At 66.1% G+C, this 13,282-nt stretch carries 13 protein-coding genes; 6 read left to right on the plus strand and 7 right to left on the minus strand.

The annotated features are described in order from the left end of the window. Positions 1-70: 70 nt before the first annotated feature. Genes L1277_RS09135 through L1277_RS09145 form a run of 3 tightly spaced genes read left to right on the plus strand, consistent with a single transcriptional unit; the run spans position 71 to position 3,028 of the window. Positions 71-1,357: a glycosyltransferase 87 family protein gene (locus L1277_RS09135; protein ID WP_253376068.1), complete on the plus strand. Its 1,287-nt coding sequence runs from the start codon at positions 71-73 to the stop codon at positions 1,355-1,357. Between the two features lie 3 nt (positions 1,358-1,360). Next, on the plus strand, positions 1,361-1,678 hold the full coding sequence (locus L1277_RS09140; protein WP_253376069.1) for a thiamine-binding protein: 318 nt from the start codon (positions 1,361-1,363) through the stop codon (positions 1,676-1,678). Between the two features lie 48 nt (positions 1,679-1,726). Further along, the gene (locus L1277_RS09145) at positions 1,727-3,028 is read left to right on the plus strand and encodes an MFS transporter (protein ID WP_253376070.1); all 1,302 of its coding nucleotides are present in this window, start codon (positions 1,727-1,729) and stop codon (positions 3,026-3,028) included. On the opposite strand, the gene L1277_RS09150 is transcribed toward L1277_RS09145, so the two are convergent. The 6 genes from L1277_RS09150 to L1277_RS09175 form a co-directional block, all read right to left on the minus strand. Beyond that, the gene (locus L1277_RS09150; RefSeq protein ID WP_253376071.1) at positions 2,957-3,604 is read right to left on the minus strand and encodes a response regulator transcription factor; all 648 of its coding nucleotides are present in this window, start codon (positions 3,602-3,604) and stop codon (positions 2,957-2,959) included. The two genes, L1277_RS09145 and L1277_RS09150, sit on opposite strands and share 72 nt — an antisense overlap. A 29-nt stretch (positions 3,605-3,633) precedes the next feature. Next, positions 3,634-4,809 (minus strand): hypothetical protein, encoded by a 1,176-nt coding sequence (locus L1277_RS09155; RefSeq protein ID WP_253376072.1) that lies wholly within the window; start codon positions 4,807-4,809, stop codon positions 3,634-3,636. Next, entirely contained in the window at positions 4,806-6,002 is a 1,197-nt protein-coding gene (locus tag L1277_RS09160) for an ATP-binding protein (RefSeq protein WP_253376073.1), read from the minus strand. Before L1277_RS09160 ends, L1277_RS09155 begins: the two co-directional genes overlap by 4 nt. A gap of 134 nt (positions 6,003-6,136) precedes the next feature. Continuing rightward, positions 6,137-7,351, minus strand: coding sequence for a homoserine O-acetyltransferase (locus tag L1277_RS09165; RefSeq protein ID WP_253376074.1), 1,215 nt, complete (start codon positions 7,349-7,351; stop codon positions 6,137-6,139). 62 nt (positions 7,352-7,413) lie between these two features. Beyond that, on the minus strand, positions 7,414-8,310 hold the full coding sequence (locus tag L1277_RS09170) for an oxygenase MpaB family protein (protein WP_253376075.1): 897 nt from the start codon (positions 8,308-8,310) through the stop codon (positions 7,414-7,416). A 105-nt stretch (positions 8,311-8,415) separates the two neighbouring features. Then, on the minus strand, positions 8,416-9,738 hold the full coding sequence (locus tag L1277_RS09175; protein ID WP_253376076.1) for a bifunctional o-acetylhomoserine/o-acetylserine sulfhydrylase: 1,323 nt from the start codon (positions 9,736-9,738) through the stop codon (positions 8,416-8,418). Positions 9,739-9,862: 124 nt separating this feature from the next. Here L1277_RS09175 and L1277_RS09180 point away from each other — a divergent pair, with 124 nt between their 5' ends. Then, positions 9,863-10,642: an SDR family NAD(P)-dependent oxidoreductase gene (locus L1277_RS09180; protein WP_253376077.1), complete on the plus strand. Its 780-nt coding sequence runs from the start codon at positions 9,863-9,865 to the stop codon at positions 10,640-10,642. Positions 10,643-10,667: 25 nt separating this feature from the next. Beyond that, positions 10,668-11,411 (plus strand): phosphotransferase, encoded by a 744-nt coding sequence (locus L1277_RS09185; protein WP_253376078.1) that lies wholly within the window; start codon positions 10,668-10,670, stop codon positions 11,409-11,411. Here the strand turns inward: L1277_RS09185 and L1277_RS09190 are convergent. After that, positions 11,398-12,687 (minus strand): GNAT family N-acetyltransferase, encoded by a 1,290-nt coding sequence (locus L1277_RS09190; protein WP_253376079.1) that lies wholly within the window; start codon positions 12,685-12,687, stop codon positions 11,398-11,400. The two genes, L1277_RS09185 and L1277_RS09190, sit on opposite strands and share 14 nt — an antisense overlap. A gap of 77 nt (positions 12,688-12,764) precedes the next feature. On the opposite strand from L1277_RS09190, the gene L1277_RS09195 reads away from it, so the two are divergent. After that, complete coding sequence (locus L1277_RS09195) at positions 12,765-13,280, plus strand: phosphoribosyltransferase (RefSeq protein ID WP_253376080.1); 516 nt, start codon at positions 12,765-12,767, stop codon at positions 13,278-13,280. Positions 13,281-13,282: the final 2 nt, after the last annotated feature.

Raw genomic sequence — 13,282 nt, forward strand, 5'->3', positions numbered from 1 at the left:
CGCGAGCGACGGCATCCGTTCCCCGTCTTCCACGCTGGATCCGAACAAGCGCACCCCTAGGATGAGTGCGGTGAACAGGACGATGCGGGTGTGGGTCGGGTTTCTTGCCGTGCACGCGTTGCTCGGCTGGATTTGCCTGGGCATGCCGGGCACCGGAATCGGCGAGTACGCTCTCGGTCTGCCGCTCGGTGATGTGACCCTCGTCTACCGGCCGTGGGTGCTGCAGGCGCTCGGCGGGAGTGGTGTGCCTGGCATCGACGAGCCGTGGGTGTACCCGATCGCCGCGCTCCTGCCGATGATTGCCGCGCTGTCTGCCGGGCCCGAGAACTACGGCCTCAGCTGGCTTCTGCTGGTCACGGCACTCAACGCCGGTGCGCTCGCCCTGCTGCTCGGTCGAGGAACCTCCCGGCGCCGACGGGCGGCCGCGTGGTGGTGGATTGCGTTCACCGCGGCCCTCGGGCCGATCGCCCTGGCCCGCATCGATGCCGTGACCGTGCCGCTGGCTGTGATCGCCCTGCTGCTGGTGGCGCAGCATCCGCGCATCGGGGGAACTCTCCTGGCCCTGGCAACCTGGATCAAGGTCTGGCCCGCGGCACTCATCGGCGCCCTGTTGCTCGCGTCGACCCGACGCTGGACGGTACTGGCGGCTGGTGCTGTAACGAGTGCGATCCTCGCCGGGATCGTGATCGGCGCAGGCGGGGGAGCGCACCTGCTGGGCTTTGTGGTCGAACAGACCGGGCGGGGGCTTCAGATTGAGGCCCCCGTGGCGGCACCGTACCTGTGGCTGGCGGTTGCCGGTGTCGGATCGAGTGCGATCGTCTACAGCACCGACATCCTGACATTCCAGGTGGCCGGTCCGCACACCGAGGTCGTCGCGGCGCTGATGACCCCGCTGCTGGCGTGTGCGGGAGCCGCGGTTGCCCTGCTCGGGCTCCGAGCCGTGCGGAGCGGCGCTCCGCTGGTGCGGCTTTTTCCGCCGCTCGCCCTTGCGTTCGTCGTCACCTTCCAACTCGTGAATAAGGTGGGCTCTCCGCAATTTCTGACCTGGCTCGTCGCGCCGATCGTGCTCGGCATCGTCTGGCGGGGGCGGGGCTACGCGGTTCCGGCCAGCATCGCGCTCGTGCTCGCGGCGCTGACCCAGTTCGTCTACCCCTACCTGTACGTTCGGCTGCTGGCCGCTGATCCCCTTCTCGTCGCCGTGCTCACCGTGCGCAACATCGGTTACGTCGTGCTGTGGGGCTGGGCGGTGCACGCCGTCGTCACCGCGTCACGGCCCCGCCGGCGTGCCCTCTCTCAACGCACGGTCGCGTCGAGGGTTACGATGGCGCCAGAGAGCTCGACCTCACCCAGGGAGTAAATCATGCTTGTAGCCTTCAGCGTTGCGCCGTCAGGGGGAGCACACCCCGACGCGTCCGTGCACGACGCGGTCGCGGCCGCCGTGACCATCGTGCGGGACTCCGGCCTGCCGAACTCGACCGACTCGATGTTCACAACGATCGAAGGCGAATGGGACGAAGTTTTCGACGTCATCAAGCGGGCGACGGATGCTGTCGGCGCGTTCGGCCCGCGCGTATCACTCGTTTTGAAGGCCGACATCCGGCCCGGCCACACCGGGGAACTGACCGGCAAGGTGGAGCGTTTGGAGAAGGCGATCTCGGAGTCATCCGCCGACGCGTAGGCCGCATCGATTCACGGTTGGCCAGAGTCGGCACGTAAACTTCACAAAATGCCCTCCTCTGTTGACGGGTCGACGCCGCTGTCGCCGACCCGTATTCGTCTTGCCCTGCTCGCGCTTTCCATCGGCGCCTTCAGTATCGGCACGACGGAGTTCGTGGCCATGGGCCTGTTGCCTCACATCGCGAGCGACCTGTTGCCCGAGCTCTTCGCGTTCTCACCCGAAGCGGCCAACGCGCGGGCCGGGTGGCTGATCACCGCATACGCGCTCGGTGTCGTCGTCGGCGCACCCACCATCGCGGGCATGGTCGCTCGATTCGACCGCCGCACGGTCCTGGCCTGGCTGGGAACGGCCTTCACCGTGGCGACCCTGGCCACCGCGATCCTGCCCAGCTTTGAACTGGTGTTGCTCTCCCGGTTCGTCGCGGCCATTCCGCACGGTGCGTACTTCGGCATCGCGGCCCTCGTCGGCGCCAGGCTCTTAGGCCCAGGCAAACGGGCGCGGGGAGTGGCACTCGTGATGACGGGGCTGACCGTCGCCAATGTGGTCGGGGTGCCGTTCGCCACCTGGGTCGGGCAGGGGTTCGGCTGGCGGGCCGCCTACCTGATCGTTGCTGTGCTGTTCGCCCTCTCGACGGTCGCGATACTCCTCGCTGTTCCCGAGCAGCGGGGGGACGCCAGCCAGACCCTGCGCCGGGAGTTGCGCGTGTTCCGCGCACCGCAGGTCTGGTTCGCCCTGGCCATCGGTTCGATCGGCTTTGGTGGATTCTTCGCCGTCTACAGCTACATTGCACCGATCGTGACGGACGTGAGTGGCGGAACCGACCAGGTGGTCCCGTGGGTACTCGTGACCATCGGTGTCGGCATGACCGTCGGAAACCTGGTGGCCGGGCACCTCGCGGACCTCAGCGTGAAGCGCACGCTGCTGATGTTCTTTGTCCTAATGCTCGTGCTGCTGGTGTGCCTCGCGGTCAGTGCGCGATCGCTTCCGCTCCTGTTCGTCTTCGTTTTCGCCGTCGGCTTCGCAGCTCAGGGCATCGGGCCGACGATCCAGACGAGGCTCATGGACGTGGCGGGAGACAGCCAGTCGATCGCGGCGGCGCTCAACCATTCGGCGCTCAACATCGGAAACGCGCTCGGCGCAGCGCTCGGCGGTGCGGTCATCGCGACCGGTGCCGGTTACCTCGCGCCGATCTGGATTGGGGTAGGACTCACCGCGGCAGGAATTGCCATCGCCTCAGTGAGCTTCGCCCTCGAGCGGAAGCACGCCACGCGAAACGGGTCAGTCGAGGATGATGCCGTCGAGGATCGCGCGCTTGCGGAGAGCAACCTTGGTTCCGACGTCAAAGCCTGACGCGCGGTACTTCTCGCGAATCCGCTTGAGGTAGCTCTTCGCGGTTTCCTCGGAGATCCCGAGTTCGTAAGCAACACTCTTGACCGGTTCACCTGCGGCGTAGAGCGCCATCACACGACGTTCCTGAGCGCTGAGCTTCGGCGATCCGCTCTGGTTCGCGTTGAGCGCGATGTCGAGTTCGTGCGAAATGAACGACTCGCCGATCATGGCCGAGCGGATGGCCTCGACGATCATCGACGGGTCTTCCGTCTTCACGAGGTATCCCAGTGCGCCGGAGGCCAGGGCCTCACGAACGACCGCAGGGTCGGAGTATGTGCTCATGAGCACCGTCTTCACCCCGGTCGTCTTCAGCGTCGACAACTTGAGCGAGACCGGAATGTTGTCCTTGAGGTCGAGGTCGAGTAAAACGACGTCGACGGGGAACTCGCTGTGGGTGAGAAGTTCAGGCCAGGTGGCGACCGCTGCGACCATGGTGATGTCGTCGGCGGCTCCACGGATCCACTCGGTGAGTGCCCCGAGGAGCATCTTGTGATCATCAACGATCGCAAGCCGAATGGGCGACTCTGGACTGCTCATGTACTTCCCCCTTTTGGCGTCCGTCGGCCTCAACGGTCGATCGGGTTATCCACCGTGCACTCGATGACAACCATCAGGGCACGTGGCGTTGTGCTATCAACATACCGTCCCGCACGGCTCAGGTGCTGCCATGTTGCCGGTTCCACGTCAACCCGTCGCATCCCCTGAGCCTCGATCTGAATCGGGAACCGAATTCCACCGCGGTGAGCGGATGTCTCCTGCACGGCAGGACCGAGGGTCACGATCGCCTCCCTGCTCGTGCGCGTTTCCCCATACATCAGCAACCAGAGCGCAGACAGCAGCCCGTCGCGCTGGCGCTGGTTCAACAGGCCGGCGAGCGAGTCCGGGTCACGCAAATCGACCGATACGGAGAGGAAATCTGACTCGCTGATGGCGTGGTGCAACCAGGTGTGGCTGCGCCCGGCAATGAGGTGCCTGCGCAGTTCGGTGGCGAGCGCGCCGGCGCGTTCGGCGCGTTCATCGCCGAGGGGCAAGGGCTCACGGCCGCTGGAGATGTCGGCGAAGAGCCGCTCGATCTCGAGGTCGATCGCCGCGAGCTCTGCCGACTCCAGCATGCTTACACCATAGGCAGGCGCGTCAACGGTGGACTGGATGAGCACCCGGTCGAGCGCCATCATCACCATGCGGCGGTAGGAGCCGACGATCGCCGCTCCGATGAGTGGGGGCACGATGGCGAGGACGCAGAGCAGGATATCGGAGGCGACCGCGAGGTTATTGGGGCTCGCGTTGAGAATGAAGCTGGTGATGAGGATCATCGCCAAAACGACGGTGATGGCTATGACGTCGCGCACCGGGCGGAGGCTCACGATGGCGAGCAGCACGCCGCCGACACCGATGGCCGCAGTCGGGTAGAGGCCGACGGAGCTGAGCCCCCACACCGATACCAGGTCGATGGCGACAACGAGGGCGAGGAGGGTGGTGAGCCCGGTGAACGCAATGTCACCGAGGATGAAGCCGTTCCAGCGCACCAGGATGATCGTGGCGACCGACACGCCGATCAACAGCAGCCACGCGGCGATGTTCATCTGCAGGTGCGGGTATTCGAGCACGTGCAGTGAGAAGCGCCAGAGGCAACTGAGCATGATCATCGCGCCCGCGACCGCCAGCCCGGTGCCGAGCTGGCTGGTGCCGAGTGAGGACCGGGCTGTTTCGGTGCGACTGGGTCGCTGCGCGGTTCGTGTCATTTGGGAATCTCCAGAACCACAGTTGTGCCGGCGCCCGGCGCGCTGAAGACGCGAACGCTCCCGCCTGCGTCCTGCACCCGCGCGACAACGGATTCACCGAAGCCGAGCCGACCGCCGGCAATGGCCTGGGGGTCAAAGCCGGCACCGGCATCCGTCACAACGCCTCGAACGATCGCGCCGTCATCGCTGAGAGTCACGTGGGCCACCTTTTGGCCGGAGTGCCGTCGCACGTTCTCGAGGCATTCGCTGATCGCGAGCACGAAGGCTTCGAGCTTGGTGCTCGGCAAGCCGAGCTGGCCTGAACCGTGCCAGTTGATGTCGAGCCCCATCGAGCTGAACCGCTTCTTGAGTGCCTCGAGTGTGCCACCGAGCGCGAGTTCAGCCGTGTTGGTCAGGGTGTACTCGCCGCTCGCCTTGGGCTTGGGCGTTTCGCCGAGCCGCAGCCGGGTGAGCAGTGCACCGTCGGATTCGGCTTGCGACCGCAGTGCCTCCGGCGCGACGCCAACACCGGAGTGGGCGAGCAGGGTGAGGGTGGCGAGCACCGTGTCATGCAGCAGTCGTGCGTCACGGTGCCGCTGGGTTTCGGTTTCGGTTGCCCGGCGTTCGACATTGTGGGCCCGGCCGATGCTCGCGACGCGGCCCATGACGCGCGGAAAGCTCGAGCGCAGCCACAGGCCGAACATCGTCGAAACGCCCCACCCGACAATGACGAACACCAGGAGTGGCATCGTGCGCGGGTTCACCCCGGTGCTGAGTGCCAGGATTGTCCCCACCGTTCCGAAGAAACCGAGCGCAAGTACGAAAAGCTGGCCCCGGGTGGAGACGAGGATGGTGGCGAGCGACCCGATGCCCCACGCGCCGACCGCGGAGATGGCGCTTCCCGTCGCGACGTTGAGCTGGCCGTTCGCGGGAATGTAGATCGCGCAGATGGTGCAGAGCCCGATGCAGTAACTGAGGATCATCCACAACGGATGCGGTCGGTGGGTTGCGAGGATGAGAGTCGCGGCCAGGGCAACGAGCAGGCCGACACACGCGATGTACGCGGGAAGGTCGGTGGCGCCCGGAAGTGACAGGCAGACAATCGCTGTCACAACGCCGGTGAGGCCAAAAAGTCGGGTGGTGCGGTAGAGCAGTCGGGCGAGTTGCCAGCTGAAGCGGTCGCGCTCTTCAGGACTCAGCCGTTTAGGGCTCACGAGGCGCCCGGCGTCGAGCACGGTCGTCGGCTGACGCGTGTGTGTGCTTCCTCGATGGTGCCGGCCATGAAGGGAAGTCTATTGCCCGTGCCGCTCGCTGAGGATATGACGCGGCGGCGTGAGGTCGCCGGTTTTTAGGCCGCCGGGGCATCCAACAGCCGCCGCAGGTGGGCGCTCACAGCATCGTGCTCGATGAGGAAACCGTCGTGACCGAACGGCGAATGCAGCACAGCGGGTTCCCTTCCATCAATTCCGGTTCGGATGCCTGCAGCGATCCGCTGTTGCCCCTCAACGGGAAACAGCCGGTCAGAGTCGATTCCGAGCACGAGTGCCTGAGCGGTGACCCGGGCAAGAGCAGCATCGACTCCACCCCGATCGCGGCCGATGTCGTGGGAGTTCATCGCCTCGACGAGGGTGATGTAACTGTTGGCGTCGAACCGGCGGGTGAACTTGTTGCCGTGGAAGTCAATGTACGACTCGACGGCGAAGCGGCCGCCGGCGCCGAGCGGGCTGATGGAGGACTGCCAGCTGCGTTCGAACCGTTCGTTGAGCTCGGTGGGGCTGCGGTAGTTGAGCAGCGCCATCCGTCGGGCGAGGGCAAGACCGCGGTGCGGCCCGTCACCGTCACGGGCGTCGTAGTACGCCCCGCCGGCAAACAACGGGTCCATTCGGATCGCTTCGAGCTGCACTGAGTTGAGCGCAATCTGGTCGGCGGTTGTCAGCGGGGGAGCGGCGAGAACGGCGAGTCGCCCCACACGGTCCGGGAAGCCGACCGCCCACTCGAGGGCGTGCATGCCGCCCATTGAGCCACCGATGACCCCGGCCCAGCGCTCGATGCCGAGCGCATCGGCGAGGAGCACCTGCGCGCGAACCTGGTCGCGAACCGTGGTGAACGGGAACCGGGCCCCCCATTCCACACCGTCGGGCGCGAACGACGCCGGCCCGGTGGAGCCCTGGCAGCCACCGAGCATGTTGGGAACAACGATGAACCACCGGTCGGTGTCGAGAGCCAGTCCGGGGCCGACGATTTCCTGCCACCAGCCGGCCGTGGGCTGGCCGGGTCCCGCGTCGCCGATGATGTGGCTGTCGCCCGTGAGTGCGTGGGCGACGAGGATGGCATTGGACCGGTCGGCGGCCAGGGTGCCGTGGGTTTCGTAGGCCAGTCGCACGTGCGGAACTGAGCCGCCGCGCTCGAACTCGAACGGGCCGAGCTCAGCAAACAGGCGGGCGCCGCGAGGGTCGCCGTCGCGCCAGGCTCCGGTAGCCGGTGGTTTGCCCAACACGTGCCTGGTGTCGGCCTCGGTGACAAAACGCGACGGGACTGTGTCTTCGGGTGTCTGCCAGTCCATGAGTCCATTGTGCCGAACCGAATTGTCGGGGGCGCTCGTGTTACGACGCCCACCGGCTTCGGCTACACGGAGGCCCGGATCCGTGCGATTCGTCGGAGCGCTGCTTCTTCGGATGTCGACGATCGGCCCAGAATGCGTCGAACGAGACCCAGGACGATGCGAGTGGTGGTGACCGCCGGGAACAGTGGCCGACGGAGTCCGAGAAGCTCCCGGTACTCGCGGGGAATCGAGGCGACGGCGCCAGCGAACAGGAGCCGGTACGCCGGCATGACGGCAGGAGAGAGTGGCGGGGTGCGGATGAAGCTGACGATTTCGCGGACCCGGTCGTCGCTCTTCAGCGTGCCGGCGGCGAGCACCGCGTGCAGTTGTGCGCGCAGTTCTGCGGCCGAGCGCGGAGGGGCTCCCACCCCGATGAGCGTCCCGGCCCGAGTCCACTCGTGAACGTAGGTGTCGGCACCACCGGGGATGCGCGAGCCCCAGAGTTCCTGGCAGCTGAGGAAGGAGTCGGTGAAGACGTTGTGTACCCAGGACAGCAGTTCGGGATCACCGGCGGAGTACTCCCGTGTGCGGCCGGCAGCGTCGACGTAGGTTCCAGTCACCCGGGTGTGGAAGCGACGGACCCGCTCCGATTCCCGTTCCGCCGTGGCGGTGTCCGCGAACGTCACCGTCATCAGCCACTGGATGGTGCCGGTCAGCCGGCCCAGCGGATCATCGCGGTAACGGGACCAGTCGTGGACGCCGGCCAGGGCTCCGGGGTGGAGAGCCTGCATCAGCAGGGAACGGATACCGGCCACCAGGGTCGGCAGTTCACCGTGAACGATCCACGACGCAGAGCCGGGTCCGAAGAACCCGGCGTCAGTGCCCTCCTCGAGCCGGTCGACCCAGGCCGGACGACCCTCGCTGTTTCCCGAGAGCGTGCTCAACAGGTGCGATCGCCATACGTCGGTTAGCCTCGTCATCGGGCGAGACTAACCCGTGCTGCTGGGAGCGCGCCGCCTGCCAACGACACAGCGCCCGAGCCGGAGGGGCCGGGGCGCTGTGTCGTTGTTCGGCGGATCGCAGTGTCAGGCGCGAGCGGCGTCGACGACCTTGCGCGCGGCTGCAAGCCCGTTTTCGAGGTCGGCCTTGAGGTCGGCCACGTTCTCGAGCCCGACCGACAGCCGCACAAGTCCCGGGGTCACTCCGGTGGTGAGCTGCTGCTCGGGGGTGAGCTGGGAGTGCGTGGTTGACGCGGGGTGGATCACCAGCGAGCGCACGTCACCGATGTTGGCGAGGTGGGAGAACAGGCTCAGCGTGTTGACAAGTTCACGGCCGGCGTCGACGCCACCCTTGAGCTCAAAGCTGAGCACCGCACCGACACCCTTGGGCGCGTACTTGTTGGCTGCGGCGTACCACGGACTCGACGGCAGGCCCGAGTAGTTGACGCTCGCGATGTCGGGGTGGCCATCGAGCCACTCGGCGATCTCCTGGGCGTTCTGCACGTGGCGCTCGATGCGGAGCGACAGTGTTTCGATGCCCTGGATGAGCTGCCAGGCGCTCGCCGGGGCGATAGCCGCTCCGAGGTCGCGGAGCAACTGGACCCGTGCCTTGATGATGTAGGCGAGGCCGTCGCCAACCGCCGTGGTGTAGCTCGCGCCGTGGTACGACGGGTCGGGTTCGGTGAGTCCCGGGAACTTCTCCACGTTCTTCGACCACTCGAAGGTTCCGCCGTCGACGATGGCACCACCGATGACGGTGCCGTGACCGCCGAGGAACTTCGTGGCGGAGTGCACGATAATGTCTGCGCCGTGCTCGAACGGGCGGATCAGGTACGGCGTTGCGATCGTATTGTCGACGATGAGCGGGATGCCTGCCTCGTGCGCGATGCTCGAGACCAGCGAAATGTCGAGGATGTTGATCCTCGGGTTGCCAATGGTCTCCGCGAAGAATGCCTTGGTGTTCGGGCGGATCGCCCGGTGCCACTCGTCTGCGTCATCCTGGTCCTCGACGAAGGTCGTCTCGATGCCGAGCTTGGCCAGCGTGTACTTGAACAGGTTGTATGTTCCGCCGTAAATCGACGACGACGACACAATGTGGTCGCCCGCTTGGGCGATGTTGAGGATGGACGCGGTGGACGCGGCCTGGCCGGAGGCGAGGAGAAGGGCGCCGGTGCCCCCCTCGAGCGCGGCGAGGCGCTCTTCAACAACAGCCTGGGTCGGGTTCTGGATGCGGGTGTAGATGTTGCCGAACTCGGCGAGCGCGAAGAGGTTCTTCGCGTGGTCGGCGCTGTCGAACACGTAACTTGTGGTCTGGTAGATCGGTGTTGCGCGCGCCTTCGTCGTGGGGTCCGGCGCTGCACCGGAGTGAATCTGCTTGGTTTCAAACTGCCAAGAAGCGGAATCGGCCATGAGAAGCTCATTTCGGGTAGGGGAACGGGTGCGGATGCCGTCGTTCTTCGAGACTAGGCACCGCGTCATCTCGACACAATGTCCGTGAAATATGGCGTAACCATTGCGCTCTAGGCTGGATTTCATGACGACACAACGCGCAGTGGTGACCGGGGCAAGTTCAGGGATCGGAGAGGCCACCGTTCGGCTGTTCCGGAGCCGAGGGTGGGACGTGGTCGGGGTTGCCCGTCGCGCCGATCGGTTGAACGCGCTCGCCGCTGAGACCGGTGCCCAGGTGGTGGTTGCTGACGTGACCGTGCAGGCAGATGTGGATCGTCTCCGCGACGAGGTGGCGGCATCCGGTGGGGCAGACGTTCTGATCTGCAATGCGGGTGGTGCGTTTGGGATGGACAGTGTTGAAGCGAGCTCGGCCGAGGACTGGGCGAAGATGTTCGACGTCAACGTGCTCGGGACGAAGCGGGTCATTTCGGCGCTGTTGCCGGTGCTGCGCTCGAGCGTGACGGCTCCGGATGCGGCGTCCATCGTCGGCGTCACATCGATCGCCGGTCACGTCGCCTACGAGGGAGGCGGGGGATACAACGCGGCCAAGTTTGCCGAACGCGCGCTGTTCTCGGTGCTTCGGCTGGAGCTCGCCGGCGAACCGATTCGGGTGATCGAGGTCGCCCCGGGAATGGTGCACACCGAAGAGTTCTCGCTCGTGCGTTTCGGCGGCGACCAGGAACGGGCCGACGCGGTGTACGACAACGTTCCCGACCCGCTCGTGGCCGAGGATATCGCCGAGGCGATCGTGCACGCCGTTGAGCTGCCGGCGCGCGTGAACATCGACTCGATCACCGTCAAGCCGGTTGCCCAGGCTGCGCCGCACAAGGTGATCAAGGGTGAACTCCGGATGAAACAGGCCTGAGCCGGGCACCTGCTAGCGTTCCGGCATGGCGACCAGCGGAATCGAGCTTGACGGCGGCAACATGAACCGGGTGGTGCGCATCGGTGACACGGTGCAGCGAGTCGCGGGGCCGTGGACGCCCACCGTGCACCGCTACCTGCGCTATCTCGAGCGGAACGGGATCGACTGGGCGCCCCGGCCGATCCGGGCCGACGATGACGTCGAGGTGCTGAGCTTCATTGACGGGAACGTTCCGTTGTACCCGCTGCCCAGTTGGATCTGGGACGACGACGTGCTCATCGATGGAGCGAAGCGGTTGCGCCAGTTGCACGACGCGTCGATCGGTTTCGGCCTCGACGGCGCGTTGTGGCAGTCACCGACGAAGGTGCCGTCCGAAGTGATCTGCCACAACGACTTTGCCCCACACAACCTCGCCTTTGCGCCGGACGGGTCCATCATGGGCGCCATCGACTTTGACATGTGCTCGCCGGGTCCGCGGTTGTGGGACCTCGCCTACTTCGCCACCCGCGCGTGTCCGCTCACGCAGGACCCGCCGGAGGGCGCCCCGGGGATGGACGACGCCCAGCGTCGCGTCGAACTGATGTTGAAGTCTTATGGAACGGATGCCACGTGGCGCGACATCCTGCGGGTCGCCGCCACGCGGCTGTGGGACCTCGCCGAGATGTCCCTCGACAAAGCGGAAGAACTGTTCAGGCCCCAGTTGCGCGCCGAGGCCGTCGTCTACGAGCGGGACGCAGAGTTTTTGTCGTCCCTGCTCAAAAGTGAGTGATGCCGTAGACCGGTCCGTCTGAGGCGAGCAGCGTGCGAAGCCGGCCGGCCGCACCCGGGCGGTGTTCGACCAGCTGACCCGCGGCCCGGAGGACAACGGGATCGGCGCCACCGAGGTAGAGCGAACCCAGCACCCAGGCGTCGCACTCAAGGTCGGGATTCGCGCCGTCTGCTCGCTCGACGTGCGCCGCGGCATCCGCAATGGAAATTCTGAACGTGCCAGCGGCGAATCCGAGTTCGTCGATGACGCGCAGCACAATCTCGCCGTCGCTGAGGTACGGTCGCGCCTGAAGGGCGGCGATCGGGTCGAGGATGCGCAGCCACACCCAGTCTTCGGCACCGGTCACCGTCACGAGTCGAGGGTCGGCGAGAGCCCACGCCAGTGGATTGTCGATCCGGCCGGCGCGCCAGCTGACCGTGTCGATGAGGTCGATTGAGGCGAGGTACTGCCACAGGCCCAGGTAGGCGTTGTCGTCGACTGCGACCAGGTCGACGACCTCGATGGAGCGGTTCTGTCCCTCCCAGTTGGTCTTATAGGAGACGAAGCCGTCGATGTCGCCTGCGGTGTCGAAGTGCACTGCCGCCCGAATGGCGGGGTCTTCGGCGCCGGTGTAGTCGGTGAGCCCCGAGATGCGCTCCCAGATGCCAACGTGGCGTTCGACCGAGCCGGTTTGGCGGGCGTGGAACGCCGCAAAGATGGCGGGGCCGAGTGTGACCAGCTCGCGTGCGTCAATCCACTCGGCGGATCCGGTTGGGGTGGTCAAAAGACGGAAACGCGCGTCGGTTGCCACCGTGATGCCGTGGGCCCAGGTCGCCGGTCCGAATCCGAACCGACGATAGATCGTGGCCTCGGATGCCGTCAGTGCGGCAATCGGAAGGCCCGCCTGATGGGCGCGCGTAAGGCTGTCGGTCATCATCGTCCGGAGGAGCCCCTTGCGGCGATGAGTCGGCCGGACCGTGACTGAGGAGATGAGGTGGGATGGCACGAGGCGGCCAGCACCGACGTTGATCGTCTTCTCGAATGAGGCGAAGGTGGCGACCGGATATTCGGCGGGCAGCGACGGCTCGCGGCGGACGGGAGGATAGGCGCCGGTGAGGAGCTGGTCGTCCGTTGCCAGGCGCGTTGCCATGCGATTGGCGAAATCGTCGGTCAGTCGAGCCCCGTGAAAGCCCTGGGTCTCGGCCTGCACCCAGCCGGCGGTTTCGCCAGAGGCACCGTTGGCCGTCGATGTCGCGGGAAATGTGCGGATGTCGTAGTCGTCGTTGAGAGTGCTCACTCATCCACCGTAGCGAAGGGTCCTGACCGGCGGCCGGGCCGGAGCGACGGGCGAGAGGAGTCAGGTACCGTAATTTCATGACACCTCCGGTTCAGACCGACATCCCAGTACCCGTTCCCGATCGCGAGGTCCTGAGCTGGGGCGACTTCGGCACCGCCTCACGGGAGCTGGCGCACACCGTTCTCGCCTCCGGCTTCGACGCCGACATTGTGGTGGCAATTGCCCGGGGCGGACTCCTGCTCGCCGGCTCCATTTCCTACGCGCTCGGCACGAAGAACTGCGGCAGCATCAACGTCGAGTTCTACACCGGCGTGGATGAACGGCTCCCTGAACCCGTCTTACTGGCGCCACTGCTCGACGCTCCCGCCCTCGGCGGTAGAAACGTGCTGCTCGTCGACGACGTGTCTGACTCGGGGCGCACGCTCGCCCTCGTGGTTGGCCTGCTCGAGGAACACGGTGCAACGGTTCGCACCGTCACCCTGTACTCAAAGCCGCGGACGGTGCTCGAACCCGACTACGTCTGGCGTCGAACCGACAAGTGGATCACCTTCCCGTGGTCGGCGCTGCCGCCCGTCACCGTCGACGCGCCGTAGGC

The sequence above is a fragment of the Okibacterium sp. HSC-33S16 genome, from assembly GCF_024171565.1.
Taxonomy (GTDB): Bacteria; Actinomycetota; Actinomycetes; order Actinomycetales; family Microbacteriaceae; genus Mycetocola_A.